The sequence below is a fragment of the Gordonia hankookensis genome (genome assembly GCF_014673215.1).
GTDB classification, from domain to species: Bacteria; Actinomycetota; Actinomycetes; order Mycobacteriales; family Mycobacteriaceae; genus Gordonia; species Gordonia hankookensis.
In genome coordinates, this window is the sequence record NZ_JACWMS010000001.1 from 110,307 (window position 1) to 137,104 (window position 26,798).

General features: G+C 66.9%; 23 protein-coding genes. 7 read left to right on the forward strand and 16 right to left on the reverse strand.

Annotated elements, in window-relative coordinates:
• Nucleotides 1-44: 44 nt before the first annotated feature.
• Entirely contained in the window at nt 45-767 is a 723-nt protein-coding gene (locus IDF66_RS00515; protein ID WP_223309076.1) for an NUDIX hydrolase, read from the forward strand.
• A 159-nt stretch (nt 768-926) separates the two neighbouring features.
• On the opposite strand, the gene map is transcribed toward IDF66_RS00515, so the two are convergent.
• On the reverse strand, nt 927-1,691 hold the full coding sequence (gene map / locus IDF66_RS00520; RefSeq protein WP_164309519.1) for a type I methionyl aminopeptidase: 765 nt from the start codon (nt 1,689-1,691) through the stop codon (nt 927-929).
• 92 nt (nt 1,692-1,783) lie between these two features.
• Here map and IDF66_RS00525 point away from each other — a divergent pair, with 92 nt between their 5' ends.
• Nucleotides 1,784-2,047: a helix-turn-helix domain-containing protein gene (locus tag IDF66_RS00525; RefSeq protein ID WP_190265383.1), complete on the forward strand. Its 264-nt coding sequence runs from the start codon at nt 1,784-1,786 to the stop codon at nt 2,045-2,047.
• Here IDF66_RS00525 and IDF66_RS00530 read toward each other — a convergent pair.
• From IDF66_RS00530 to IDF66_RS00555, 6 genes are read right to left on the reverse strand one after another with little or no spacing between them, the layout of a single operon-like run.
• Entirely contained in the window at nt 2,035-2,631 is a 597-nt protein-coding gene (locus tag IDF66_RS00530; protein ID WP_190265384.1) for a DUF2567 domain-containing protein, read from the reverse strand. The two genes, IDF66_RS00525 and IDF66_RS00530, sit on opposite strands and share 13 nt — an antisense overlap.
• Nucleotides 2,628-2,900 carry a biotin synthase auxiliary protein BsaP gene (gene bsaP / locus IDF66_RS00535; RefSeq protein ID WP_164309520.1) on the reverse strand — a complete coding sequence of 91 codons (273 nt, stop codon included), beginning with the start codon at nt 2,898-2,900 and terminating at the stop codon, nt 2,628-2,630. Before bsaP ends, IDF66_RS00530 begins: the two co-directional genes overlap by 4 nt.
• A gap of 22 nt (nt 2,901-2,922) precedes the next feature.
• Nucleotides 2,923-3,951: a biotin synthase BioB gene (gene bioB, locus IDF66_RS00540; RefSeq protein WP_190265385.1), complete on the reverse strand. Its 1,029-nt coding sequence runs from the start codon at nt 3,949-3,951 to the stop codon at nt 2,923-2,925.
• The gene (gene bioD, locus IDF66_RS00545) at nt 3,948-4,763 is read right to left on the reverse strand and encodes a dethiobiotin synthase (RefSeq protein WP_190265386.1); all 816 of its coding nucleotides are present in this window, start codon (nt 4,761-4,763) and stop codon (nt 3,948-3,950) included. The genes bioB and bioD overlap by 4 nt, the downstream gene beginning before the upstream one ends.
• Nucleotides 4,760-5,974 carry an 8-amino-7-oxononanoate synthase gene (locus IDF66_RS00550; protein ID WP_190265387.1) on the reverse strand — a complete coding sequence of 405 codons (1,215 nt, stop codon included), beginning with the start codon at nt 5,972-5,974 and terminating at the stop codon, nt 4,760-4,762. Before IDF66_RS00550 ends, bioD begins: the two co-directional genes overlap by 4 nt.
• Nucleotides 5,971-7,290: an adenosylmethionine--8-amino-7-oxononanoate transaminase gene (locus IDF66_RS00555; protein ID WP_190265388.1), complete on the reverse strand. Its 1,320-nt coding sequence runs from the start codon at nt 7,288-7,290 to the stop codon at nt 5,971-5,973. Before IDF66_RS00555 ends, IDF66_RS00550 begins: the two co-directional genes overlap by 4 nt.
• Before the next feature lie 123 nt (nt 7,291-7,413).
• On the opposite strand from IDF66_RS00555, the gene IDF66_RS00560 reads away from it, so the two are divergent.
• The 4 genes from IDF66_RS00560 (at nt 7,414) to treY (ending at nt 15,256) form a co-directional block, all read left to right on the forward strand.
• Complete coding sequence (locus tag IDF66_RS00560; RefSeq protein WP_190265389.1) at nt 7,414-8,010, forward strand: TetR/AcrR family transcriptional regulator; 597 nt, start codon at nt 7,414-7,416, stop codon at nt 8,008-8,010.
• A gap of 164 nt (nt 8,011-8,174) precedes the next feature.
• Nucleotides 8,175-10,370, forward strand: coding sequence for an acyltransferase family protein (locus IDF66_RS00565; RefSeq protein ID WP_190265390.1), 2,196 nt, complete (start codon nt 8,175-8,177; stop codon nt 10,368-10,370).
• An 81-nt stretch (nt 10,371-10,451) separates the two neighbouring features.
• Nucleotides 10,452-12,911, forward strand: coding sequence for a glycogen debranching protein GlgX (gene glgX / locus IDF66_RS00570; RefSeq protein ID WP_190265391.1), 2,460 nt, complete (start codon nt 10,452-10,454; stop codon nt 12,909-12,911).
• Nucleotides 12,908-15,256, forward strand: coding sequence for a malto-oligosyltrehalose synthase (treY, locus tag IDF66_RS00575; protein ID WP_317628532.1), 2,349 nt, complete (start codon nt 12,908-12,910; stop codon nt 15,254-15,256). The genes glgX and treY overlap by 4 nt, the downstream gene beginning before the upstream one ends.
• Nucleotides 15,257-15,278: 22 nt before the next feature.
• Here the strand turns inward: treY and IDF66_RS00580 are convergent, their stop codons facing one another.
• The 9 genes from IDF66_RS00580 to IDF66_RS00620 are packed head-to-tail and all read right to left on the reverse strand — an operon-like array spanning nt 15,279 to nt 24,693.
• Nucleotides 15,279-16,163 carry a hypothetical protein gene (locus IDF66_RS00580; protein WP_190265392.1) on the reverse strand — a complete coding sequence of 295 codons (885 nt, stop codon included), beginning with the start codon at nt 16,161-16,163 and terminating at the stop codon, nt 15,279-15,281.
• A gap of 14 nt (nt 16,164-16,177) precedes the next feature.
• Nucleotides 16,178-17,362 carry an MlaD family protein gene (locus tag IDF66_RS00585; protein ID WP_190265393.1) on the reverse strand — a complete coding sequence of 395 codons (1,185 nt, stop codon included), beginning with the start codon at nt 17,360-17,362 and terminating at the stop codon, nt 16,178-16,180.
• Complete coding sequence (locus IDF66_RS00590; protein WP_190265394.1) at nt 17,359-18,510, reverse strand: MlaD family protein; 1,152 nt, start codon at nt 18,508-18,510, stop codon at nt 17,359-17,361. The genes IDF66_RS00585 and IDF66_RS00590 overlap by 4 nt, the downstream gene beginning before the upstream one ends.
• The gene (locus tag IDF66_RS00595) at nt 18,507-19,574 is read right to left on the reverse strand and encodes an MCE family protein (RefSeq protein ID WP_388000971.1); all 1,068 of its coding nucleotides are present in this window, start codon (nt 19,572-19,574) and stop codon (nt 18,507-18,509) included. The genes IDF66_RS00590 and IDF66_RS00595 overlap by 4 nt, the downstream gene beginning before the upstream one ends.
• Nucleotides 19,575-19,615: 41 nt before the next feature.
• Nucleotides 19,616-20,605, reverse strand: a complete 990-nt coding sequence (locus IDF66_RS00600) for an MCE family protein (RefSeq protein WP_164309305.1) — start codon at nt 20,603-20,605, stop codon at nt 19,616-19,618.
• Entirely contained in the window at nt 20,602-21,636 is a 1,035-nt protein-coding gene (locus tag IDF66_RS00605) for an MlaD family protein (protein WP_190265396.1), read from the reverse strand. Before IDF66_RS00605 ends, IDF66_RS00600 begins: the two co-directional genes overlap by 4 nt.
• Nucleotides 21,633-22,958 carry an MlaD family protein gene (locus IDF66_RS00610; RefSeq protein WP_190265397.1) on the reverse strand — a complete coding sequence of 442 codons (1,326 nt, stop codon included), beginning with the start codon at nt 22,956-22,958 and terminating at the stop codon, nt 21,633-21,635. Before IDF66_RS00610 ends, IDF66_RS00605 begins: the two co-directional genes overlap by 4 nt.
• A gap of 12 nt (nt 22,959-22,970) precedes the next feature.
• Nucleotides 22,971-23,837 carry an MlaE family ABC transporter permease gene (locus tag IDF66_RS00615; protein ID WP_164309302.1) on the reverse strand — a complete coding sequence of 289 codons (867 nt, stop codon included), beginning with the start codon at nt 23,835-23,837 and terminating at the stop codon, nt 22,971-22,973.
• Nucleotide 23,838: 1 nt separating this feature from the next.
• A complete protein-coding gene (locus IDF66_RS00620) occupies nt 23,839-24,693 on the reverse strand; it encodes an MlaE family ABC transporter permease (protein WP_190265398.1) in 855 nt (284 codons plus the stop codon).
• Between the two features lie 229 nt (nt 24,694-24,922).
• Between IDF66_RS00620 and treZ the strand changes: the two genes are divergently transcribed.
• On the forward strand, nt 24,923-26,797 hold the full coding sequence (treZ, locus tag IDF66_RS00625; protein WP_388000500.1) for a malto-oligosyltrehalose trehalohydrolase: 1,875 nt from the start codon (nt 24,923-24,925) through the stop codon (nt 26,795-26,797).
• Nucleotide 26,798: the final 1 nt, after the last annotated feature.

Below are 26,798 nucleotides of genomic sequence, written 5' to 3' on the forward strand. Positions count from 1 at the left end.
GCGACGGGCAGGCAGGCGGTCCGACCACCCATACAATCGACGCCATGCCACCGCCCCAGCCGTCGACGCCCACCGCCGTCCAGGCACCGTCGGGCGTCCGAGTCGAGGTGCTGACCGCGGTCTTCCAGGTGCGCGAGGTGGGGCCGGAATCGGCACCCGCACTGTGCGTCCTCCTCGAGAAGGCGGCCACCGCGGGCACCTGGTCGCTGCCGGGTGGCGATGTGGCGGACGACGAAACCCTCCAGACCAGTGCGCGACGACTCGTCGCCGACAAGGTCGGGTCCGGAAACATCGCCCACCTCGAACAGCTGGCCGTGTTCTCCGCTCCCCATCGGGTTCCCGATGTGCGCACCATCGCGTCGACCTACCTCGGACTGGTTCGAAGCGACGTGCAGGCATCACTTCCCGAGACGGCGGCCTGGCACGGCGTCGATGCGCTCGGGCACCTCGCCTTCGACCATGGCGACATCGTCGCCGCGGCGCGGCATCGGCTGGCCGCCAAGCTGTCCTACACCAACATCGCCTTCGCGCTGGCCCCGACCCGTTTCCCGATGTCGAAACTGTCCGAGATCTATTGTGCGGCACTGGGTTACCCGGTCGACACGACGAATCTCCTCCGCATCCTCAGCCGCCGCGCCGTGGTGGTCGCGACCGGCACGGTCGGCAAAACCGGACGGTCCGGTGGACGCCCGCCTGCCCTCTACGCGTTCGCCGACACCCGATTACGGGTCACCGACGAGTTCGCGACCCTTCGACCGCCTATGTGACCACGGCCCCGTCATCGACGAGAAGAACCCAGGACGGCCTCGAGCCCGGTACGGATCGTCCGCGGTACCCAACCGATTGAGTTCACCCGAGGTCGGATCGTGCCGGAGCCGATCATCTGCTGCACCCAGTCCGTCGCCGACGCGGACACGGCGCCGACGTCAGAGGGCTGTCAACACCTCGGCGTCGCCGTCGGTGATCGCGATCGTGTGTTCGCTGTGGGCCGTGCGTGAGCCGTCGGCGGACCGGATCGTCCAGCCGTCGGGGTCATAGACGATCTGCGACGTGCGCTGAGCGAGCCAGGGTTCCAGCGCCAGGGTGAGCCCGGGACGCAGCCGCATCCCGTGCCCGGCGCGCCCGAGATTGGGGACATGCGGGTCCTCATGCATGGTGCGACCCAGCCCATGCCCGCCGAACTCGGTGTTCACGAGATAGCCGCGGGACGTGCAGATCTCGCCGATGGCGGCGGAGATGTCGCCGAGGCGATTGCCCGCCCGGGCCGCGGCGATACCGGCCACCAGAGCCGCTCTGGTCGTCTCGACCAGACGCTCGTCGTCACTGCGCGGGGTCCCGACGATCACCGTGCGCGCCGAGTCGGCCACCCAGCCGTCGATCGCCACGGCGATGTCCATGCTGAGCACGTCGCCGTCGGCGAGGACGTGGTGATGCGGCAGGCCGTGCAACACGGCGTCGTTGACCGAGAGGCAGATGACGTTTCGGAACGGCCCGCGACCGAAGGACGGCTCGTAGTCCCAGTAGCAGGAGACGGCACCACGCTCTTCGATCAGCTGACGCGCACGCATCTCGAGATCGAGCAGGTCGACACCGATCTGCGCACGACCGGCCAGGTCGTCGAGCAGCTCCGCGATGAACCGCCCGGTCACCCGCATCGCCGCAACCTCTTCCGGTGACTTGAGTTCGATCACTGCGGCCTCCTGCATCCAGCTCCTGCGGTATTTGAATACCACCCTACGGAACGCGGTCGGTATTTTCATACCGAGGTCGCTAGAGTGTGCTCATGGTTCGTGCACCACTGACCGCAGAGCAGATCGCCGCCGGCCGCAGGCTCGGGGCGCTGCTGCGCGACTCTCGCGGCAACCGCACGACGCATGAGGTGGCAGGTGCGGCGGGGATCTCCCCGGAGACGCTGCGCAAGATCGAAACCGGCCGGCTGCTGACGCCGTCGTTCGCGACCGTCGTGGCACTCAGCCGGGTCCTGGATGTCTCGGTGGAGACGCTCGCCACGGCGATGAATGGCGAGGTGACAGCTCACATCGGCTGAGCCGTGGGCCGCAGCTGCTCCTCGCTGCGTGCGTCGAGCAGGTCCCCGACGCCCAGGTCACCGTGGCGCGAGGCGAGCGCGAGACCGAGATAGACCAGCGATGCGGCCAGCGGCGCGCTCACGAACAGGACCCAAGGACCGGCGATCCCACCCCGCACGGCACCGTCGAGCCACAGGTCCGGGACCACCTCGAAGGTCGAGCCCACCGGCGACGACCTCGGGTCGTCGAAACGCCAGTCGGCCACCATCGTGCCGACCCAGGCCGCGAGGAGCGAGCCGATCACCGTCGAGATCACCACGGCGCCGAATCCCAGCGGGCCCCGCCACCGACGACTCGCGAACCATGCGATCACCACCGCGACCACCCCATAGCCGAACAAGAGCAGCGCGAATGTTCCGACGCCCGCGAACTCCTCCGGGAACTCACCTGCCGGGATGAGCGCCGAGTCGGCATCGACCACCCGGCCCGACATCGCCGGGGTCACCTCCGCCCAGATCATCCCGACCACCGAACCGAGCAGGACCACCACACCGATCACCGCGATCAGTGGCCCGACGGCACGCCCGCGTCCGGCGTCGGTCATCGCAGGCCCAGTTCGGTCGAATCGATCGTCCCGTGCCGGGAGCACCGGGCACCCCATCCGTCCGGACGTACCTGCACCACCATGCGTCGACCACACTGCCCGCAGAACCGGGGTGGTTCCAGCCCCATCCGGGCGGCCGTCGGCACCGCATCGGCCGACTCCAGTTCGAGCTCGAGTCCGGTGTGGACACCGAACCGGCAGGGCTGGGCCAGGGGGCCCGGGATCTCATGCAGCGCGTCCGGAATGCCCGAGGGCCCCGGCGTCGTCATCGGAGACGTCACGTCGTCGAGCCTAGATGCTGTCGTTGAGTGCTTTGATCGGCATCGACAGATCCGACAGGAGATCGAGGTCGTCTTCGGCCGGTCGGCCCAGCGTGGTGAGGTAATTGCCGACGATGACGGCGTTGATGCCGCCGAGGATGCCCTGCTGGGCGCCGAGATCGCCGAGTGTGATCTCGCGACCACCCGCGAACCGCAGGATCGTGCGCGGCAGCGCGAGACGGAACGCCGCGACCGACCGCAGCGCCTCCGAGGCCGGCAGGACGTCGAGGTCGCCGAAGGGGGTGCCCGGGCGCGGGTTGAGGAAGTTGAGGGGTACTTCGTCGGGCTCCAGCGACGCGAGGTCGGCGGCGAACTCAGCGCGCTGCTCCAGGCTCTCCCCCATGCCGAGGATGCCGCCGCAGCAGACCTCCATACCGGCGTCGCGGACCATCCGCAGCGTGTCCCAGCGCTCCTCCCAGGTGTGGGTCGTCACCACATTCGGGAAATGGCTGCGGGCCGTCTCCAGATTGTGGTTGTACCGGTGGACGCCCATGTCCTTGAGCTGATCCACCTGCTCCTGGGTGAGCATGCCGAGGCTGCAGGCGATCTGGATGTCGACCTCGTTGCGGATCGCCTCGATGCCTGCCGCGACCTGGCTCAGCAGCCGCTTGTCGGGCCCGCGGACCGCCGCGACGATGCAGAACTCGGTGGCGCCGGTCTTCGCGGTCTGCTTGGCGGCCTCCACGAGCGACGGGATGTCGATCCACGCGCTGCGCACGGGCGACGCGAAGAGGCCGGACTGCGAACAGAAGTGGCAATCCTCGGGGCAGCCGCCGGTCTTGAGCGAGATGATGCCCTCGACCTCGACCTCGGGGCCGCACCACCGCATCCGGACATCGTGGGCCAGCTGCAGCAGTTCGATCAGACGCTCTTCGGGCAGCCGCAGCACCTCGAGGACCTGGTCGCGGCTCAGCGGCTCCCCGCGGTCGAGGACCTGTGCGCGCGCGACGTCGAGGATATCGCCGGTTGTCGGTTCGGATACGACGGGTGCCTGGGTCACGAGTGAACTCCTTCGGTGGACTGGCTCTCAGGGTGGGCGGACGGTGCCGCCGCGGAAATCTCGGTTGCTGTCGGCGCGAATTCGGTTGCTGTCGAGGCGAATTCGGTTGCTGTCGGCGGGCGGGCGGTCTCGCGCCGAAGCCAGTCGGTGTCGATCCACGACGGCGCGCGGCGACGGAACTCCGTCCGATCGAGAGCCCCCGCGCCTGCGGGGATCACGCCGACGATCGGCACCCCGGTGACACGTGGCAGATCAGTGCGGTTACAGGTCATCGCGAGATCGGGGTCGGCAGGCCAGGAGCCGACCACGAGGCCGGCCGGACGCAGGCCGCGGGCAACGATCGCACCGACGGTGAGCTCGGCATGGTTGAGTGCACCGAGTCCCGGCGGAACCACGACGAGCACATCCGCATCGGTGGCCGACGCGACATCGAGCAGGGTCACTCCGTCGGCCAGTCGGACCAGGACACCACCAGCGCCCTCCACGAAGGTGACGTCGTGGTCGGCGGACATCGCGATGATGGCGGCCGAGACGGCGTCGGGATCGAGCTGAGCCATCCCGGCTCGCCGGGCGGCCGTGTCCGGCGCGAGCGGATCGGGAAAGCGAGCGCATTCGACGGTCCTGAGCGGACCGGCCAACTCGTCGATCACCGCCAGGTCGCCGCGCTCCCCGGGCATGACCCCGGTCTGTGCCGGTTTGCACACGGCTGCGGTCAATTCCGCCTCGGCAGCGGCCGCGACCAACGCAGCCGTGACGATGGTCTTGCCGACGTCGGTGGACGTGCCGGTGACCGCGAGGACATGTCCGGTCATCGCTCGGCGCCCCCTCGGATCCCGCCCTCTCGGATCCCGACCTCCCGCAGCGCGCCCATGACCACGTCGGCGACGTGGTCGATCAGTGGTCCGTCGAGATCGGCCCGCACCGTCAGCCGCAGTCGCGAAGTGCCCGCGGGCACCGACGGCGGGCGAAAGCAGCCCACGAGGACTCCGCGATCCCGGCAGATCGCGGCGGCGTCCACCGCTGCTTGTGGTTCTCCGATGATCAACGAGATGACCGCAGCAGCCGGGTCGGGTACACCGATCGCGGCCGCGAGCCGGACGGCGTTGGCGCGCAGTCGGTCCGGCATCACCGCATCCGAGCGGAGCAGCCCGAGTGCGGCGCGCGCCGCACCGACCGCCGCCGGATTGAGCCCGGTGTCGAAGATGAACGTCCGCGCCCGATCGATCAGGTGTGAACGCAGCAACGCCGATCCGAGCACCACCCCGCCCTGCGCGCCCAACGATTTGGACAGCACCGTCGTGACCACCAGATCCGGAGCCCCCGAGAGTCCGCGCTCGGCGACCAGTCCCCGACCACCCGGTCCGCGCACCCCGAGCGCGTGCGCCTCGTCGACGAGCAATGCGGCGCCGTGTTCGCGGGCCGCCGAATACAACTCGGCGACGGGCGCCGGTTCGCCGTCGATGCTGTAGACCGAATCGGTGACCACCAGGGCCCGCTGTTCGGTCCGCTCACGCAGGGCCGCACGCACCGCGGCGTGGTCACCGCGACCGGTCACCACCACCCGCGCCCGCGACAGCCGGCACCCATCGATCAGCGACGCATGCGTACCCGTGTCGCTGACGATCAGGTCGCCCCGGCCGGCCAGCGCGGTGATCGCCCCGACGTTGGCGAGATAGCCCGACGAGAAGGCCAGCGCAGCAGGGAAACCGAGGAAGTCGGCGAGTTCGTCCTCGAGGTCGACGTGGAGCTCGGTGGTCCCGACGACGAGCCTCGACGCGGTCGATCCGGCACCCCAGGTGTCCAGCGCGGCGTGGGCACCGGCGACGACGGCCGGATGGCCGGAGAGGCCGAGGTAGTCGTTGGAGGCCACATTGACCATCGTCGGATCAGGGGTTCGCACAACGGGTTCGCGATGCAATCCGGCGGCGCGCAGACGCGCGGCCTCGTCGGCCAGCCAGGCCAGCGCGTCGTCGCCGTCGCTGACCGACGTGATCGCGGAATCCGGCAGCTCGGTGGTGGTCATCGGATGGCTCCCGCGACGAGCTCGGTGGACAGACATGCCTGCGCGGCGGCGCGTACCCCCCGGCTGATGGTGTCGATGTCGTCGTCGGTGCAGACGAACGGGGGCATCACGTAGATGAGATCCCGGAACGGCCGGACCCATACGCCCTCGTCCAGGGCGGCCGCGGTGGCGGCCGCGATGTCCACCGGCCGGTCGAGCTGGACGACCCCGATGGCCCCCTGTACCCGGACGTCGACGATCCCCGTACGACCGTCGAGGTCGGCAAGTCCCGTCCGCAACCGGTTCTCGATCGCCTGCACCCGTTCCTGCCACGGGGAATCGAGCAGCAGTTCGACCGCGGCGACCGCGACGGCGCACGCCAGCGGATTCGCCATGAAGGTCGGCCCGTGCGCGAGCCCGCCCGCTTCCCCGGCACTGATGACCGCGGCGATCTCAGGCGTGCACAATGTGGCCGCCAAGGTCAGGTATCCGCCTGTCAGCGCCTTGCCCAAGCACATGATGTCCGGGGCGACCCCGGCATGATCGGCCGCGAACAGTTCACCCGTGCGGCCGAATCCGGTCGCGATCTCGTCGAAGATCAGCAGGATGCCTGCACGGTCGCAGATGCGACGCAGCTCGCCGAGGTAGCGCGGATCGTGGAAACGCATCCCGCCCGCGCCCTGCACGACCGGTTCCACGATGACGGCGGCCAGCCGGTCGCGATGCCGTTCGACCGCGGATTTCAGAACGCCGACATAGTCGTCGTCGAACGCCGCAGGCGGCGCGGGCACAAAGACCTGCTCGGTGAGGACATCGGTCCACATCGAGTGCATGCCGCCGTCGGGGTCGCAGACGCTCATCGGTGTGAACGTGTCGCCGTGGTAGCCACCGCGCCACGTGAGCAGCCGGGTCCGCTCCCCGTGGCCGCGACTGCGCCAGTACTGCAGCGCCATCTTGACCGCCACCTCCACCGACACCGAACCGGAGTCGCAGAAGAAGACCTTCTGGAGCGGCTCGGGGGTGATCGACGCGAGAAGCTGTGCCAGCCTGGCGGCGGGTTCGTGGGTCAGACCGCCGAACATCACGTGTGACATCGCCCCGAGCTGACGGGTCACCGCGGAGTCGAGAACCGGATGGCGGTAGCCGTGAATCGCCGCCCACCACGAGCTCATCCCGTCGACGACGGTGCGACCGTCGCCCAATTCCAGCCGGACCCCCTGCGCGCCCCGCACCACCAGTGGACGCGGCTGCGCCGGGTCGATGCCTGCCGCAGGCATCGCGCCATACGGATGCCAGACATGCTCGGCATCGATACGACTGATGGCGGCCTCGTCCACGGCGATGTCCTCCGAGATCGGGAGATGCCGTTCGGGCTGACGGCGTCCTGGACACTGTACAGGTTTCCTGAACGCTGTACAGGCCGCGCGTCGTCGGGTGCGCGCGCCCATTACCCTGAGCGAGTGAGCAACAATCGGGCCGACGTCCTGCGAGCGGCTCGGCACATCCTCACCGACCACAGTCTCGCCGACCTCTCGATGCGGCGGCTCGCCGCGGACCTCGGCGTCCGCCCGAACGCCCTGTACTGGCATTTCCCGAACAAGCAGACGCTGCTGGCAGCCCTGTCCGACGACATCCTCGGCGAGGTGCGCACGGCACCGGGGTCGCTGCCGTGGGATGAGCGGTTGGCGTTCCTGGCGACCGGGATGCGCGCGGCACTCCTCTCGGTGCCCGACAGCGCCGAGGTGGTGTCGTCGAGTTGGGCCAGCGGTCTGTCGCCGAAGTCGATCGCCATCGATCTGTCCTCGGTGGCCCGCGACGGCGGGCTGAGCGAGCGGGACGCCCGGGCGGTCGCGACCGCGGTGTGTCAGTTGGTGATCGGACTCACCATCGAGGAGCAGACACGGGCCCAGATGGAACGTCTCCAGGTGATCGAGCCGTCGGATCGGGACTTCACCGCCGAGTTCACCGACGGCCTGAGCGTGATCCTCGACGGCGCGCGACTGCGCGCCTTGGCCGTGACTGCGTCGCCCGGCGCGGCCGAAAGTAAAGAAAAGTAAAGGTCAGCGGGGGTGTGACCGCAGGCGTGTCGGAGCGGACCGAATCGAGATATCACAGCTTGGACATGTAGATTGCTTCCCGACACCAGCCTCTGGCACACCAACCCAGTCGTCGCGCTCGGTTCGCCGAACACGTCGTCGAAACAGGAAGACGTACCCAGGTAGTGGCAGCTCCGACCCATACCGCCGCCCCGGCCACGCCGGCACCGGTGGACAACGTGCCCGCGTACCGCACCGACCTCGATGGTCTGCGCGGGATCGCGATCGCACTCGTCGCGTGCTTCCACATCTGGTTCGGCCGGGTGTCGGGCGGTGTGGACGTCTTCCTCGCGCTGTCCGGGTATTTCTTCATCGGCTCGCTGCTCCGCCACGCGATCCACAGTCAGGCACCACACGTCACCTACCGCGACACGATCAATCCGTGGCCGCGCCTGAAGCGTCTGCTGCGTCGACTGCTGCCTGCCCTGTTCACCGTCCTGATCGCGGTCGCCGTCCTCACCGTCATCGTCATCCCGCAGACCCGCTGGGTCAGCATCGGACGCGAACTCGTCGCGAGCGCGCTGTACTACCAGAACTGGCATCTGGCGTTCAATTCCCAGGACTACCTGGCCGCGAGCTCGGCCAACAGCCCGCTCCAGCACATCTGGTCGATGTCGGTGCAGGGCCAGTTCTTCGTGGCGACGATGGTCGTGGCCCTGGTGTTCGCCGCACTCATCAAACTGGCGGCGAAAGCTCTGGCGCCCCTGGCGGACCCACGGGTCATCCGGGTGCTCGTCGGGGTCGCCGTCCTGTTCGTGGCCGCCGTGTCGTTCTACTGGGCCCACATGCGCATGGGTGTCAATCAGCAGTTCAACTATTTCGACACCTTCTCGCGGGTCTGGGAACCCCTCGCAGGCGGGCTGCTGGCCATCTGGCTGCCCAGCTGGCGCGTCCCGAGGTGGCTCCGCACCGTCGCTGCGGTCGTGGCCCTGGCCCTGATCGTCACCTGCGGCTGGTGGATCGATGGAGTCGATTCCTACCCCGGTCCGTGGGCGCTGATACCGGTGGGCTCGACCCTGGTGATCATCTGGGCAGGTGCCACCGCCCTGGAGCGTCCGCGTCCGGGGGTCTCCCAGGCGCAGGCCCTCCCCCCGGTCAATCGGATGCTGGCCAGCCGGTGGCCGGTCTGGCTGGGCACCATCGCCTACTCCCTCTATCTCTGGCACTGGCCCCTGCTGATCTTCTACCTGACCTGGCGGGGCAAGGACCACGCCTCGGTCCTCGAGGGTGTGGTCCTGCTCGCTGTCTCGATCACGCTCGCCTGGCTCACCAAGCGCTACATCGAGGATCCGCTGCGCGGCGGCGGCCGGTCGCGGCTGGCGCACGCCCGTCGGGACGGGCACACCCGCTGGCTGACCTACACATCGGTGCTGACGTCGGTCCTGGTGATCGCAACGCTGGTCACCGGAGTCGGTATCAAGATCTGGGATCGACACGTCTCGACGATGGTCGTGGACACCAAGAATCTCGATCCGCGCCTGTATCCCGGTGGTCGGGCACTTCTCAACGGCCTGCCGGTGCCCGCACTGGATCCTCAGCCCTCGCCGCTACTGGTCACCAAGGACTTCCCGGAGACCTCCACCGACGGCTACATGAGCAGCTTCGAGGACCCCGACATCCACGTCGGTGTGTACGGCGACCCGAACGCGACCAAGACGATCGCGCTGATCGGCGGATCACACGCCGAGATGTGGATCAGTGCACTGAACCTGCTCGGGCAACGCAATCACTTCAAGGTGACCACGTATCTGAAGATGGGTTGCCCGATGTCGACCGAGCTCGTCCCCAAACAGGACGGCATACCGTATCCGCAGTGCCACGACTGGGTGACCCGGGTCCAAAAGAAGGTCGTCGCCGACAAGCCGGACGCGATCTTCACCAACTCGACCCGGCCGCGGGACTACGAACCCGGCGACTGGGTGCCCCCGACCTACACGCCGATCTTCGACGATTTCATCGCGGCGGGCATCCAGGTGTTCGGCATCCGCGACACACCCTGGCCGCACAACGCCGCGGGTCTGATCGACACGCCGACATGTCTCGCCGACGGCGGGTCGGCCACGAGTTGCGCGACGCGACGGGCCGCGGCGCTGGCTCCCGAGGACCCGGCCAAGGCGTTGGCCGCCAGCCGCCCGATGTTCCACCCCCTCGACCTCTCGAACGGGGTCTGCGATGCCGAGTTGTGCCCGGCGATCGTCGGCAATGTGGTCGTCTACAAGGACTGGCATCACCTCAGCGCGACGTTTGTCCGCAGCCTGAGCGACGAGTTGGGCCGCCAGATGGCGGCGGCGGTGCCGTGGACGGGCCCGTCACCCCGTTGACGAGCTGTGACGTCGTCGATCACACGTCGCCTGCGTGCTCTCCGAGATGAACCCGGGACCGTTGACGGCTAGTGTCGTCTCATGGAATCGCCGAAGGTCGCAGTGACTGAGTCACCGGCCCCCGATGCCGGAGGTTCGCGCCCCGCCCAGCCTGCGGAGGTCACCAACGTCCCCGATCCGTTCGACCTCGCGGCACCGCCGGACGATCGGGAACCCTTCATCATCTGGCCGGGCAGCGCATATCCGCTCGGGGCGACGTATGACGGTGTGGGGACAAACTTTTCGTTGTTCTCGGAGGTCGCCACCGCGGTCGATCTGTGTCTCATCGACGACGCCGGCACCGAACGTCGGATCCGCCTCGAAGAGGTCGACGGATACTGCTGGCATTGCTACCTCCCCAACGTGGGCCCGGGTCAGTTCTACGGCTTCCGGGTGCACGGTCCCTACGACCCGGCTCAGGGCCTCCGGTGTGATCCGAGCAAGCTGCTGCTGGACCCGTACGGAAAGGCCTTCCACGGTGAGTTCGACGGGGATGCGTCGCTGTTCTCGTACCCGATGGTCGACGAAGAACCGGACGAGGCGCCCGTCGCCGACGAGACCGCCGAAGCAGATCTGGACACGACGCCCGGTGCCACGGACCAGACACCTCCCGACGACTCCCCGACCGGGCCCGTCGGAACACCGGACACCGACGACACCCATGGCACCGACACTGCTGACACCGATACCGAGTCGGACGGCGATACCGAGTCCTCGCTGACGCTCACCACCCGCGCACCGGCCGACATGCCGCAACTCGACTCGCTCGGCCACACCATGGTGTCGGTGGTGATCAATCCGTATTTCGACTGGCAGAGTGACCGATCCCCGCGTCGGCCTTATCACCAGACGGTCATCTACGAGGCCCATGTGAAGGGGATGACGGCCACTCACCCGGATGTTCCGGAGCATCTACGCGGAACGTATGCGGGACTGTGTCACCCCGTGATCATCGACCATCTGCAGTCGCTCGGCGTGACCGCGATCGAGCTCATGCCGGTCCACCAGTTCATGCAGGATTTCGTCCTGCATGACAAGGGCCTCCGGAACTACTGGGGGTACAACACCTTCGGGTTCCTCGCACCCCACGTCGAATACGCGTCGAAGCCCGACCAGCCGGCGAGCGCGGTCACCGAGTTCAAGGCGATGGTCCGGGCCTTCCACAAGGCCGACATCGAGGTGATCCTCGACGTGGTCTACAACCACACGGCGGAAGGCAACCATCTCGGCCCGACGGTCTCGTTCCGCGGGATCGACAACGCGGCCTACTACCGGCTCGTCGACGGCAACCCCGAGACGTACATGGATTACACCGGAACCGGCAACAGTCTCAACGGGCGCCATCCGCACACGCTGCAGCTGATCATGGATTCGCTGCGGTACTGGGTCCTCGAGATGCACGTGGACGGCTTCCGTTTCGACCTGGCCTCCACCCTCGCCCGCGAACTGCACGACGTGGACCGACTGTCGGCGTTCTTCGATCTGGTGCAACAGGATCCGGTGGTCAGCCAGGTCAAGCTCATCGCGGAGCCCTGGGATGTCGGCGAGGGGGGCTACCAGGTCGGCAACTTCCCGCCGCTGTGGACCGAATGGAACGGCAAATACCGCGACACCGTCCGGGACTACTGGCGAGGCGAACCGGCAACCCTCGGCGAGTTCGCGTCCCGGCTGACAGGTTCGTCGGACCTGTACGAGGCAACCGGCCGCCGGCCACTGGCCAGCATCAACTTCGTCATCGCCCACGATGGCTTCACGTTGCGTGATCTGGTGTCCTACAACGAGAAACACAACATCGCCAACGGCGAGGACAACCGTGACGGCGAGAGTCACAACCGATCGTGGAACTGCGGGGTCGAGGGCCCCACCGACGACCCCGACATCCTCGCCCTGCGCGCACAGCAGCAACGCAACATCCTGGCCACCCTGTTCCTGTCACAGGGCACACCGATGCTGGCCCACGGCGACGAGATGGGCCGGACGCAACAGGGCAACAACAACGTCTACTGCCAGGACTCCGAGCTCTCGTGGATGGACTGGTCGCTCGCCGAGAAGAACACCGACCTCCTCGACTTCACCCGCCGGGCCATCGCGCTGCGCCACGACCACCCCGTGCTGCGGCGCCGAAGGTTCTTCGCCGGCAAGCCGATTCGCTGGGGCGATCAGGCTCTCGACATCGTCTGGCTGACCCCGGCCGGGCAGGCCATGACCGCCGAGGACTGGGACAGTGGATTCGGCAAGAGCCTGGCGGTGTTCCTCAACGGCGACGGTATCGAGGAAAAGAACGAACTGGGCGAGAAGGTCGTCGACGACAGCTTTCTCATCTGCTTCAACGCCCACGACGGCGACATCGACTTCCACCTGCCACCGTCGTCGTGGGGCCTGGAGTGGACCGGCGAGCTCGACACCACCCGCGCCGACGGCGCGACCGACCTCACCGTCGCGGCCGATACGGCCGTGACCGTCGGTGCCCGATCGGTCCTGGTCCTGCGCAAGACGACGTGAGCACCGACCCACAGGTGTCCTCCGCCGGCGCCCACGGCATCGGCGGACGGCGAGAACCGGTCGCCAGCTATCGGATTCAGCTCACCCCCGACCACGGCTTCGCCGAGGTCGTCGAGATCCTCCCCCGGATCGCCGACCTGGGCGTGAGCCACCTGTACCTGTCGCCCATCGGACGCGCGGTCGAGGGGTCCACCCACGGATACGACTGGGTGCCACCACCCAGGGTGTCGGCCGAATTGGGCGGGATCGACGGGTTGCGGGCGCTGCGTCGCGCCGCCACCGATCACGGACTCGGCATCATCGTCGACATCGTGCCGAACCACACCGGCGTCGCGGACCCGGTACAGAACCCGTGGTTCAACGACCTGCTGCGATACGGCTCGGGTTCGCGTTACGCGACGTGGTTCGACGTCGACTTCTCCACCGACAACGGCGCCGACGGCAAGATCGCGCTCCCGGTGATCGCCGCCGACGGCGACCTCTCGCCCCTCTCCGTCGACGACGGACATCTCCGGTACTACGACCATGTCTTCCCCACGGCTCCCGGCACCGCCGGCGGCACGCCCGCCCAGGTCCACGATCGTCAGCACTATCGGCTGGTCCCGTGGAACAGCGGGTTGATCGGATACCGGCGGTTCTTCACCGTCAACGAACTCGCGGGCCTGCGCCAAGAGGACGCCGAGGTCTATGCGGCCTCGCATCGATGGCTGTTCGACCTCGTCGACGAGGATCTCATCGACGGTGTCCGCGTCGACCATCCGGACGGACTCTGGGATCCGCAGGCCTATCTTCGACGCCTGAGGGCCGACGTCGGCGATCGCCGGTTGATCTACATCGAGAAGATTCTCGCATCGGACGAGGACCTGGAGCCCACCCTGCCGGTGGAGGGAACCACAGGTTACGAGCAGATGCGCTCGATCGATGCCGTCTTCATCGCGCCGACCGGGATCATCGAGCTCGACGAGGTCCACGAGAGCATCACGGCAACGACCGGCGACTCGGCGTGGCTGCACGCCACCGAACGAGAACGCAAGCTGACCACCGTCCGGCAGATGTTCCCGACCGAGCATCGACGACTCGTCCGGGCCATCACGCATTCCGATCCGTCCGCCGACGTCGACGCGGTAGCCGAGGCGACAGCCGAACTGATCGCCGAGATCGGGGTCTATCGCGCCGACTACCCGTCCCTGCGCTCCCGGCTCCTCGACACCGCAGCGGAGATCGCCCGTCGCGCACCTGATCTCGCGTCCGCACTCGAACTCGTGGTCCAGTCCACCGCGAGCCCCGGTGCGGCGACGTCTCGGCTCGCCCAGACCTGCGGCGCGGTGACGGCCAAGAGTGTCGAGGACAGCCTGTTCTACCGCACGGCCCGACTCGTCGCCGCTCAAGAGGTCGGGGGCGACCCGGCCAACCCGGCGATGTCACTGCGGGAGTTCCATGCCCGCAACGCCCGTCGGGCACGTGACTGGCCGTGGGCGATGACCGCGACGTCGACGCACGACACCAAACGCGGCGAGGACGTGCGGGCCCGCATCGCCCTGCTCGCCCAGGTACCGGAGCGGTGGTCGCTGCTGGTCCGCCGGATCTGGTCCCTCGCGCCGCCACCGGACGACCTGACGGGATACTTCCTGTTACAGAACATCTTCGGCGTATGGCCTGTCTCCGGAGCGGTCGACGACACCCTGCGGACGCGCCTACGCGCCTACGCACAGAAAGCGGCCCGGGAGTCGGGGCTGCGCACCACCTGGACCGAGGTGGACGAGGAGTTCGAGCGCGCTCTCGACTCGTGGGTGGACGCCGTCACAACCGGTGATGCCGCGGACGCCATCGCCGGACTGGTCGGCGAGATCTCGCGGAGCTGGCGGGCCGAGGCGATGGCGCGCAAGGCGATCGCACTGCTCGGCCCAGGTGTCGGTGACATCTACCAGGGCACCCAATGGTGGGACGACTCCCTCGTCGATCCCGACAACCGTCGGCCGGTCGACTACTCGCGGCCCGCAGATCATCCCAAGACCGAACTGATCCGCGCGGCCCTACGGGCCCGTGCCGATCATCCGATCGCCTTCGGCGCGAGGGGCACCTACGCTCCATTGCCCACCGAGGGCCCACGCTCCGATCACGTGATCGCCTTCGTCCGGGGAGCAGGCAAGGACGATCCGCGGGTCGCCCTGGTGACCGCACGGTTCACCCACAGTCTGTCCGCACACGACCGCTCGGTGACCTCGGTGACGCTGCCGCCGGGGATCTGGACCGACGCGGCGACCGGCGACACCCTTGACGGCACGGTCCGTCTCACGCAGTTGCTCGCACCCGGACCCGTCGCGATCCTCACCCGCGCAGGCTGAGCACACCGTCAGGCGGAGTCGCTCACCCCGCGGGGGCGGGGGCCGGCGAGCCGGCGGGAGCGGCCGGCTGCCCGGACTGGTTCTGTTGGCCCTGGGGCGCACCGATACCGGCCTGTGCACCGTCGAGTTTCGCGACCAGCCATTTGCCGTCCTCTTTGTGCAGGTCCAGCCAGATCAGCATCAATTCCTTGCCGCCGGACGGCGCCAACGTACTGGTCCCACTGACCTCCATCAGCACGCTCGTCTTCGCGGAGTCGGTGTCGAAACTGGTGACCGACACCGACTTCACGGCCGGGGTGGCCTTCACGTTCAGATCCTTGACCGCCTTGCTCCCGTCGGACTGCTGCTGCTCCAGATGTTGACGGAACTCACCGGTGGACAGGGGGCCGAGGAGCTCCTTCATGTTCCCGATGTTGTCGGTGTTCATCGTGCTGACCAACTTGACCGAGAACTCCTCCGACGCCGCCTTGCTGTCGTCGAAGGCGGCGAGTTCCTGCCGCTGGTGGTAGTAGCCCCAGCCCAACAGCACGACACCGACCACCACCGCGATCACGACGATCGCGGCCAGGACCTTCGCCAGTCCGCGCGTCGAAAAGGTCAGCGAGATCTCCCGTCCGCCAGAAGCTTTCGGGCGCTGAGGATCGGGTGTCTCGTCGCCACCGGGGGCTACGGTCGCCGGGGTCTGGGTGCCGGACCGACGCCCCGCCGTCCGAGCGGATTTCGTCTGCGGGCGCGGCGCCTTCGGTGCCGGCTCGTCGACAGGGCCCGACGACGTGTCATCGGCGCCGAGGTCCGCATCGGCCGGAGGCGCGGTGTCGTCGGTGTGGGCGGTGTCCTCGGGACGGGGCGATCCGGACTCTGCCGAGTCGTCATGCGTTCCGTCGGAGTTGTTGTCCTGCTTGGTCATTCCTTCTCTTCACATCACTTGTCGAGCGGCACTGTCCGCGCGTTCGGGTCATAGCCGGGCGGCGGACCGGCAGTATCGTCGCCGGGTGGTCGAGGTGCGTTCGCCGATCCGCGGACCTGTTGCCGCGGGTCTTCGGTCACACAGTACAGATTGGTGGGCACGGTCAATTCCAGGATCTTCGTCGGTCGCACCGGGGTGACGGCATAGTTGCAGCTCGGGCGCGGGAAGATGGAGCCGAACGCCCACCACGCGCCGCCGTGGAACATCGTGAGACTCTTGACCCCGGCGTCTCGGATCGACGGGAGCAGATTTGCGATCGCCGGTGCCCGCAGAGCACCCTGCCGGGCCACGTCCACGAACTGCTGGAGCACGTCGGACACCGGGTCCCGGATCTGGTTCAGGGAGCCGGTCAGACTTGTCAGTTGCGACGGCCCCCGATCGAGCAGGGTGCGGATCTCCTTGTCGGAGGCCACCGCCGCGTTCACGATGGTGCTCAAGGACGAGACCGTGGTCCCCAGATCCGGCTGGATGTTCGACGTGGTCTTCAGAATCGTTCCGGTGTCGGAGATCAGCTTCTTCGTCTGCGGCAGCACAAGTGCCAGGTCGGCGAAGATGGTGCCGCCCGAGACGAACAGTGCGCGCAGATCGTTGTCGCCGGAGCCGTCCGAACCGAGTGCCACCTCCAGGTTGTCGACCGCCGATCGCAGCTTGACCGGATCGATCTGCTCCACGACGTTGAGTGACGCCTCCAGCATCTCGGGGAACGGCGCCGTCACCCGAGTCTGGTTCACCGCGACATCATCACCATCGACGAAGTACGGACCGTCGGCCGTCGCCGGTTCGAAGTCGACGTACTGTTCGCCCGCTGCCGACAGTCCGAGGGCCGCGACGACCGCGTTGCGGTTGATCTTGACATCGTCGGTGATCTTGACGGTCACGTCCACCTGTTTCGGCTGCACGCGGATCGACTCCACCTCACCGACCCGGGCGCCGCGCAACATGACGCCCGAGGTGTCCTGGAGTCCACCGGAACTCGTGAAATGCACGGTCATCTGATAGGTGCCCTTGAACGGGTCCCAGCGAAGCGCGCCGAATGACAGGTACGCCAGCCCGACGAGCATCACCAGGATCAACCCGATGTTCCCGACGAGGACCGAGTGCCTGCGCACCCAGCCGAACGGTCCGGACAACGCACTCATCCGCAGCACCCCCGTGTACCGGTCAGGCGTGCCAGCAGTCGGGTCAGCGTCTGCTGCAATGCCTTCGAGCCCTCGTCCACATCCTGCAACTCGGGCAGGCGACTGGCCGAGTCGAACCCTGCACCGGGATTGAGGTAGTAGACCTTCGCCGACAGCGCCGCGGCACTACCGGGCGTCGACTTGACCCACTTGGGAGTCAGCGTGGCCAGATTGTCCGACAGCGGGCCCAGGACCTGCGCAGCGCCGCGCAGACCTCTGAGCGCTGTCGACAGATGCCCGATGAGCTCGACGAGGTTGTCCTGGTCGGAGTTCAGGAAGTCGTTGGTCGCCGCGGTCACCCGGTTCGTCTTGTCCAGGGTCGTCAAGATCTGACCGATCTGGCTGTTCACCGCGTTGACCGCGGGTCCGAGTTTGTTGATCGACGCCATGATCTGGGCGCGGCCGTCCGCGAGCTGACCGGTCAACACCTGCATGTTGCGCATCGACTCGTCGACCTCGGCCGAGTTCTTGTTGAACTTCGTGATCGCGGTGGTGAGGCCTTCGATCGAGCCGGACAGCTCGTCCGGATGCGCCGACACCGCGCTGCTCAACTCCGTCAGGATCACCTGCAGCGAGCTCAGGGATCCGCTGTCGACCAGACCTGAGGTGCTGACGAGCAGATCCTCGACGGTCGCGGCGGCCGAGGTCGGCCCGTCGAGGCTGTCGCCGTCGCCGAGATACCCCGACGGCATTCCCTTCGGAGGCAGCAGTGCGACGAACACGTCGCCGAGAGGAGTCGCCTGCCGCAGTTCGGCACCGGTGCCGGTGGGCAGCTTGGACTCCTTGCTGACGTTCATGGTGACCACCGCCGAGTAGTCCTGCGCGACGATGTCGGAGACCTGACCGACGTCGGTCCCGTAGAGCTTGACCTTCGCCCGCGTCGGCAGGTTCAGCGCATTGTCGAACTTCGCCGTCAATCGGATCGAATCACCGATGCCGCCGGGAGCGGGCAGCGGGATCTGCTCGACGGTGAGTCCGGGGACCACACCACAGCCCGACATCGACACGACCGCCGCCACGAGCACCATCATCAGGGCGCCGCGCGAGAAGCGTCGGCCGCGGCCGACGGCGCGTTGAACCCGGAAGGGTCCGATGCCATCTCGGTTCATTTCGTCAGCTCCATCATCGCCGAGAACACACCGAGATCCGGTCCGAAATCCTTGAGCTGGCCCGTGCGACAGCCGTTCTTCTGGAGGTTGATGGCCTGGCAGAAGGTCGACAACGCCTCGGTGTCGATCAACGACTTGTCGAGCAACACCTGTGCACGCCAGGCACCCTGCTCGGCCGAGACCGAGTTGCTGAGGTTCTGGAACAGCAACGGCCCCACGTCGATCGTCTCGACCACCTGCCGCGAGAAGTCGCTGAGGTTCTCGGCCAGCGCAGCGAGACGACCGGTCGACGACCCGATCGTGCCCGCATTGTTCTGCAGGAATGCGGTGGTGTTCTGCAATGCGACGTTCAGGTCGCCCAGGGTCGCCTGCAGACCCGGCGCCTGCGTCCGGAGCATCTGGGCGACGTTGTTGATGGAGTTGGAGAAGGCGGTCATCTTCGGGTAGTTGCTCACCAATGTGGAGGTCAGTCCCTGCACGGTCTTGATGATCTCCATCAGGGCACCACCGTTGCTGGATGCCACCTCCGAGGCCTTGCTCAGCTGGTCGAACGCCTCACGCATCCGTTCGCCGTTGCCACTGGTGATACCGGAGGTGATGTCGACCAGGTCGGCGACCGGTCCCTCACCGCGCTGCTCACCCGACAGCGACTTCACCAGCCCGTCGATCGAATCGAACAGCTCGCCGACCGACACCGGGCTCTTCGTCTGCTGGATGACCGCGCCGTCGGTGAGCTTGTCGCCCTTGGAGTATGTCGGGGACAGCTCGATGTGTCGGGTGGTCACGATGGAGGTGTTGACGATCGCCGCGGTGGCGTCGGCGGGCACCGGGACATCCTTGTCCACGGTGAACGTCACCTTCACCCGGTTGCCCTGCTGCTGCACCCCGGTCACCTGGCCGACCGGCATACCGAGCACCGAGACGTCGTTGCTCGCATAGAGACCTGAGACGTCGTCGAAATATGCGGTCACCTCGATGGCGGAACCGAACGCGGCCGTCCACTTCGCCGGGATGAGCGAGCAGCCCGACAGGCCCAGCACCACCATCAGCGCCAGCACGACCATCGACAGCGGTCGACGCAGGCCACAGACCCCACGTGCGGTGATCAACATCCGTCCACCACCCTCGCCAGGCACAGCCAGTTGTCCGGGAAGATCCCCCAGGGGAGATAGCCATTCGCGTAGGGACCGTCGCCGATGATGTTGTTGGTGAGTCGCGCGGTGACCGGGAGCACCTCGAGGAGCTTGCGAAGGTTGGCGCGATTCTTCTCCAGACCCTGGGACATCGTGTTGAGGTTGGCCATGATCGGCGCGAACTGGTTGCCGTTTTCGCGGGCCACCGCGCGAGCCTGCTCCGTCAGTTGGGCGATCCCGTCGAGCATCCTCGTCACCAGAGCCTCACGCGCGGTGATCTTCTCGGCCAGCTGCCGACCCTGCCCGACGATGATCGACAACTGTGTCTGGCTGTCGTCGACGATTCCCGTCACCGACTTCGTGTCGCTGACGAGTTGATTGATCTGGTCCCGGCGGTTGGTGATCACCTTCGACATCGCGGTCAGCGAATCGAGGGTCGGCTTGGTCACCGCCGGTGCACCGGCGAGCTGCCGGTTGAGGGTGCGCAGGCTGTCGGCGAAGCTCTCGTCGTCGATCCCGGCGATGATCGGCGTGCCCTGTTCGATGGTCTTCTGCAGATCGTAGGGAACGCTCGTCTGTGCGATCCGCCCGTCGGTGGCCTCGGTGGGCGAATCCCCGAGCGACACATCGACATATCGCTGTCCGAGCAGTGTGGACATCTTGATCTCGGCGGAACCGTTCGAGGTGACGTTCACGTCGCGGTCGACCTTCATCGTGACGGTCACGTGATTCCCGTCGAGTTCGGTCGAGCTGACCTCGCCCTTGTCGATGCCGGCCACCCGCACCTTGTCCCCGGGACGGATGCCGCCGGCCTGGGCGAAATCACCGGTGTAGGTCTTCTTGCCGAGGTGTGCCTGCGCCAGAGTGGTGACACCCAGTACGAGCAGCACGATCACCACGGCACCGGCCAGGCCGTACCAGAAACGACGGTTGCCGTCGAAGTGTCTGCGCCACCTGCTCATCGACACACCTCCGAATGCTTGGTGCCACCGATCTTGTTGATGATGCCGGGTGGCAACAGCACGTCTCCGATCGCGATGTCGAGGTCACAGGCATAGATGTTCAGGTAGGCGCCCTGACCGAGGACCAGTGGGAAGTGACCGAGGAAGATCGGCAGCTGCCCCGCCATCCGGTCGAGCTTGGCGCCGTTGGCGATGAGGGTGGAGGTGGCCGCCCGCGCGTCGGTCGCCGCCGCCGACAGCGAGCTCCGGCTCCGTCCTAGTACGTCGGCGAATCCGGTTGCGGTCTGCCCGATCTGGGACACCGATTTGCCGAAGGCAGCCGAGTTCGCGTTGAGGTTCTCGATCAGGCCCGAGATGCTGTCGATCACGGTGCCGACCTGACCCCCCTGCCTGGCCAGGTCGCGCATGACGGCGCTCAGGTTGTTGATGATCGAACCGATCACGGCATCACGATCGGCCATGTCCGAGGCGAGTTGCCCCACCTCGGCGACGGTGTAGCTCAGCGAGACCTTGTTGCCCTGGAAGGCCTGGATCAGTCCCTCCGACAATGCATTCACCTGCTCTGGCTTCAGAGTCTCGAAGACGGGCTGGAACCCGGCGAGCAGTCGGGTCACGTCGAAGGAGTCCTCGGAGGGCTGACGCAGAGATGAACCGGCCGCCAGCGGCGCGCTGTCGGCGCCCTTCACCAACGTGAGCGACAGGTACCTCTGACCGATGAGGTTCTGGTAACGGATCGCCGCCTGGGTGTTGGTGAACACTGGCTGATCGGTCTGTACGTCGAAGGTGACCCGGGCACGACCGTCGTCGAGGGTGATGTCGTGGACCCGGCCGACCCGCACGCCTGCCATCCGGACGTCGTCACCGGTGGCGAGCCCGGAGGCATCCGTGAAGTAGGTGGTGAACGAGTTCGTGTTCCCCGGCAGCGACCGCTCCAGAGTGGACCAGATGATGTAGGTCAGGAGCATCGCGACGATCGCGAACACCGTGAAGCCGATCAGTGGTTTGCGGATGCTGGACTGCCCGTGGCTCATCGACCGCCTCCCTGCGCTCCGTTGGGGCTTCCCGGCCTGATCGAACTCGACTGGACCAGCGGGCCGAGCATCAGCGTGTCCGCGGCACCCGGCTTGCGCTTGAGTGCCGTGCCGAGCGTCTTGTCGTCCGACGAGGTGGTCACCGATCCCGCGGCGGACGCGTTGCGGCGCATACCGTCCGAGGGATAGATCATCAACGGACCCGAACTGGTCGGCCCCGTCCCGGTGCCCGGGCCCACACAACCCGGGGCGCGTGTCTGGCCATACGGGCCACCGTTGTAGACGGGGCAGTTCTGTCGTGTGTACCGCTGATACGCACCGAAGCTCACGCCGATGTTGAGCTGCGCGTGTCCGTTGACACCGGTGAACACGGTCAGCGCCTTGGCAGCGAGATTGTTCAGCGCCGACAGCGACTGCGGCAACGCGTCCGGCTCGAGGACCGCGGCGCCGACCATCGTGTTCAGATCACGCACGACCCGCTTGCCCCGATCACCGTTGGCCGCGAAGAGTGCCTGCGTCTCGTCCAGGACGCCCTCCCCGGCCGACAGGAGGGCCGTGAGATCCTGCTGTTTCTCGGCGATGGTCATCGCGGGGATCACGCTGCGGCCCAATGTGTCCAGCAACTGCGGCGTCGACTGGGAGAGCCCCTTGACGGCGTTGTTGAAGTTGTCGAAACCCGAGGGCGCGCCCGGCGGGAACTGTGCGTTGATGGTGCGCCAGTAGTTGTCCAGCAGCGGGACGAACGCGCCGAACACCGCACCGCCGCCCTTCAACGCATCCGAGATGGTCCCGAGCACCGACGCGAGATCCTCCGGCGGTACGGCCTGCAGCAGCGTCCGCAGTTCGTTCTGCGCATCCTGCAATCGGATGGTCGGCAGGGTCTCGTCGGCCGGGATCGTGGCGTCCGAGGACAGCCCCTCCCCACTTGCCTGTCCGGGCGCGACGAGTTCGACGGAATTGACGCCGAACAGGTTCGACGGCACGGTCCGCGCGGTGACGTTGCTGGGGATGCCAGGCGCCTGGTCCGGATCGATGTCGATCCCGACGTTCTTGTACTGGAGGTTGCCCGGCCCGACGTCGCCGCTGAGATCGATCGATTTCACCGCCCCGACGATCAGGCCGTTGTAGCGGACATCTGCATCGGTGACCAACCCATCGCCCACGTCGGTGAGTTTGGCGGTGACCGGGACCGTCGAGGTGAAGGTGCCCTGGTATCGCAGGAAGAGCAGCACGAACAAGATGAGTAGGGCGACCAGGAAGGCTACCCCGCGCAGGACGTACTGCAGCAGTGAGGGATTGCGGCCGTCGGTGGCGATGTCCATCGAATCCTCCCCCTAACCCGAGATCTTGATTCCGGGCGAGGTGCCCCAGAAGACGAGCGTCAGGACCAGGTTGGCGAAGACGATGACGATGATCGCCATGCGGATCGCGTGCCCGGCGGCCACTCCGACGCCTTCGGGACCCCCGGAGGCGAAATAGCCGTAATAGCACTGGATGAACGTGGTCAGCAGGACGAAGACGACCACCTTGACGAATGAGGCGACCATGTCGGTGGAGACCAGGAACTGATTGAAGTAGTAGAGGTAGGTGCCTGCGCCCTGGCCGCTCTGCACCTGGAACATGACCTGGCAGGCCAGGTAGTTCGCGGCCAGCGACACCGCATACAGCGGCACGATCGCGAGTACGGCCGCCGACATCCGGGTGGTGACGAGGTAGGGCAACGGACGGATCGCGATGGATTCGAGCGCGTCGATCTCTTCGCTGATGCGCATCGAACCGAGCTGCGCGGTGAATCGGCATCCCGACTGAGCGGTGAACGCGGTGGCCGCGAGCAGTGGCGCGATCTCACGGGTCGTGGCGAACGCCGACAGGCCGCCGGTCACCGGGGACATGCCGAGGAGGTTCAGGGCGGTGTATCCCTCGATGCCGACGGTGGCACCGCCCATGACGCCCAGGATCACCATCACGCCGACGGTGCCGCCGCCGACGACGATCGCGCCGTTGCCCCAGGCGACATCCGACAGCAGACGCCAGACCTCTTTGCGGTAGTGGGTGAAGGTGATCGGCACCGCGCCGATCGACTTGACCAGAAAGGTGATGAGGTGGCCCATCGCGGCGAGCATGCCGCGCGGGCCCCGGTAGATCGCCTTGGCCGCTTCGAGCGGCCGGAGAGCGGGGGGCACATACCGTGATGCGGTCATCTCACACCACCTTTACCGGGACGAGGATGGCGAACAGCTGAGTCAGCGCGACGTTCACGGTGAACAACAGCAGCACGGAGTTGACCACGGCTGCGTTGACCGAGTTGGCCACACCCGCCGGACCGCCCTTGGTGGTGAGGCCGCGATCACAGGCGACCACCGCGACGATGGCACCGAAGATCACGGCCTTGATGATCGCGAAGGCGAGGTCGGAGGTGGATGCGAAGGACGCGAATGTGCCGGTGTAGCTACCCGGCGTGCCGCCCTGAAAGTAGACGTTGAAGACATATCCGGTGATGAAACCGACGAAGCAGACGAAGCCGCACAGCAGGAAGCTCACCACCATGGTGGCCAGCAGGCGCGGGGAGATCAGACGCTGGATCGGGTTGACCCCCATCACCTTCATCGCGTCGATCTCGTCGCGGATGGTTCGTGAACCGAGGTCGGCGGCAATGGCCGAACCGACCGCGCCGGCCAGCAGCAGCGACGTCACCAGTGGCGCGCCCTGCCGGATCACACCCAGTCCGGTCGCCGCTCCCGAGAACGAGGTCGCGCCGATCTGACCGGCGATGTTGGACACCTGGATCGACACGATCACCCCGATCGGGATCGCGACCAGCAGCGTCGGGAACACCGAGGTACTCGACATGAACGCGCACTGACGGATGAACTCACCGAACGGGAACCGGCGTTTGACGATGTCGACGATGAGGACCTTGAAGACCTCCACGAACATGCCCATCTGCCGCCCGAACGTGTCGAACGAGGCCATGACGTGGTCACGGAACCACCGGCGCACTCCGCCCGAGCCCGCACGTGTTCCCTCCCCGTTCGAGGTCACCGCGTCAGTACTCAATCCCCTACCCTCGCGTGTCGGCTGCCCCGTCGCCGGGTTCAGTCAGATGTGTCGATCGAGCGGCCGACTCGGCCACCATCCCGCACACCATGTCGATGCGGGCCCCCTCGTGGGCCGACCCCCGCCGGTAAATATATCTGATATCTCGCTGATATCTCCAATCCCTCTGTGTCACGGGTCACAGTACCGACATCTGCGCCTGTCACAGCTGCGACATACCTTGTGTTGCGTGACCGATAAGTCGAAAGCTCCCGACACCTTAACTGGGTCGACCGACCAACGTGGGGAGATATCGCGCTTTCCGGTTCCGGCGCGGCCGTTCATCCCGCCGCACTCGGCGGCCGACATCCGCGTCTGGGCGCCGCGTGCACAGAGTGTCGTGATGCTGGCCGAGACCGGCGACGGCCAGATCGAGATCCCGATGCGCCGAGACCCGGTGGTCAACGGGCAGGACGCGGCCCAGTGGTGGGTTCCGGCACCCGAGCGCGCAACCGCGGCGCCGCCAGACCTCCGATACCGTTTCGTCGTCGACGGCGGCGAACCCGTCCCCGATCCACGTTCCGTGCGACTTCCCGACGGCGTCCACGGCAGTTCGGCGCTGCATCATCTCGACGAGTCGTCGTGGTCCGACGACGACTGGCGCGGCATCGATGTCCGAGGAGCCGTGCTCTATGAGCTGCACATCGGAACCTTCACTGCGCAAGGCACATTCGACGCCGCGATCGAGCGGCTCGATCACCTGGTGACCCTCGGTGTCGACGTCGTCGAGGTCATGCCGGTCAACGCGTTCAACGGGACTCACGGCTGGGGCTACGACGGCGTCGCGTGGTACGCGGTGCACGAGCCCTACGGCGGTCCGGATGGCTTCGCCCGATTTGTCGACGCCTGCCACCGGCGCGGTCTCGGCGTGGTGCTCGACGTCGTCTACAACCACCTCGGGCCGTCGGGCAACTATCTGCCCCGGTTCGGTCCGTACCTGACCGAGGGAACCAACAGCTGGGGCTCATCGCTGAACCTGGCGGAGCCGGATTCTGACGAGGTCCGGTCCTACATCATCGCCAACGCGCTTCGCTGGCTGCGCGACTTCCACGTCGACGGGTTACGTCTCGACGCCGTCCACGCTCTCGTCGATCCTCGAGCAGTCCATCTGCTCGAGGAACTGGCGATGGCCACCGATGCGCTCGCACTCGAACTGGGCAGGCCTCTGTCGCTGATCGCGGAAAGCGACCTCAACGATCCACGACTGATCCTGCCGCGTGAACTCGGCGGGTACGGACTGGCCGCGCAATGGGACGACGACATCCACCACGCGATCCACGCCGCCGTCTCAGGAGAGCGGCAAGGCTACTACGCCGATTTCGGCAGCCTCGAGGGGCTGTCGAAGGTGCTGCGGGGCGGGTTCTTCCACGACGGCACCTATTCATCGTTCCGCAGGCGCCACCATGGCCGTCCGATACCGACCGACCTGGTCGCCGCAGAGGCGTTGGTGGCCTACACGTGCAATCACGACCAGATCGGCAATCGGGCCGTCGGCGACCGGCCGTCGGCCTATCTCACCGGCGGTCGCCTCGCCATCAAGGCGGCACTCGTGCTGCTCTCGCCGTTCACCCCGATGTTGTTCATGGGCGAGGAATGGGCGGCACAGACGCCGTTCGCATTCTTCACCTCACATCCCGAGCCGGAACTCGGGCGCGCGACGGCGAACGGCAGGCGCGCGGAGTTCGCCGACCACGGCTGGGACGGTGTGGAGATCCCCGATCCTCAGGACCCGCAGACCTTCCGGTCGTCGAAACTCGACTGGTCCGAGATGGACCAGAGCACCCACCGTCGGATGTTCGACTTCTACCGCGAGCTGATCGAGTTGCGCAAGCGCGAGGAGGATCTCCATCGCGGCGATTTTGCCTCGGTCACAACATCATTCGACGACTCGGCCGGTTGGTTTGCAATGGAGCGCGGTGAGTGGATCGTGATCTGCGTCCTGGCCGGAACCGAGACGACCGTACCGGTCGACCTGGCCCCCGAGCTCTGGTGGGACGAACCCGCGATCGCCGACGGAGCGCTGCACAGCAGCGGGCACAACGTGGTGATCGGCCGGACCCGCTGAC

Excerpts from the sequence above, each read along its gene's own strand:
- IDF66_RS00515 (WP_223309076.1), top strand. The coding sequence starts at position 45 with ATGCCACCGCCCCAGCCGTCGACGCCCACCGCCGTCCAGGCACCGTCG.
- IDF66_RS00525 (WP_190265383.1), top strand. The coding sequence starts at position 1,784 with ATGGTTCGTGCACCACTGACCGCAGAGCAGATCGCCGCCGGCCGCAGG.
- IDF66_RS00530 (WP_190265384.1), bottom strand. The coding sequence starts at position 2,631 with ATGACCGACGCCGGACGCGGGCGTGCCGTCGGGCCACTGATCGCGGTG.
- bsaP (WP_164309520.1), bottom strand. The coding sequence starts at position 2,900 with ATGACGACGCCGGGGCCCTCGGGCATTCCGGACGCGCTGCATGAGATC.
- bioD (WP_190265386.1), bottom strand. The coding sequence starts at position 4,763 with ATGACCGGACATGTCCTCGCGGTCACCGGCACGTCCACCGACGTCGGC.
- IDF66_RS00550 (WP_190265387.1), bottom strand. The coding sequence starts at position 5,974 with ATGACCACCACCGAGCTGCCGGATTCCGCGATCACGTCGGTCAGCGAC.
- glgX (WP_190265391.1), top strand. The coding sequence starts at position 10,452 with ATGGAATCGCCGAAGGTCGCAGTGACTGAGTCACCGGCCCCCGATGCC.
- IDF66_RS00580 (WP_190265392.1), bottom strand. The coding sequence starts at position 16,163 with ATGACCAAGCAGGACAACAACTCCGACGGAACGCATGACGACTCGGCA.
- IDF66_RS00585 (WP_190265393.1), bottom strand. The coding sequence starts at position 17,362 with ATGAGTGCGTTGTCCGGACCGTTCGGCTGGGTGCGCAGGCACTCGGTC.
- IDF66_RS00590 (WP_190265394.1), bottom strand. The coding sequence starts at position 18,510 with ATGAACCGAGATGGCATCGGACCCTTCCGGGTTCAACGCGCCGTCGGC.
- IDF66_RS00595 (WP_388000971.1), bottom strand. The coding sequence starts at position 19,574 with ATGGTCGTGCTGGCGCTGATGGTGGTGCTGGGCCTGTCGGGCTGCTCG.
- IDF66_RS00600 (WP_164309305.1), bottom strand. The coding sequence starts at position 20,605 with ATGAGCAGGTGGCGCAGACACTTCGACGGCAACCGTCGTTTCTGGTAC.
- IDF66_RS00605 (WP_190265396.1), bottom strand. The coding sequence starts at position 21,636 with ATGAGCCACGGGCAGTCCAGCATCCGCAAACCACTGATCGGCTTCACG.
- IDF66_RS00610 (WP_190265397.1), bottom strand. The coding sequence starts at position 22,958 with ATGGACATCGCCACCGACGGCCGCAATCCCTCACTGCTGCAGTACGTC.
- IDF66_RS00615 (WP_164309302.1), bottom strand. The coding sequence starts at position 23,837 with ATGACCGCATCACGGTATGTGCCCCCCGCTCTCCGGCCGCTCGAAGCG.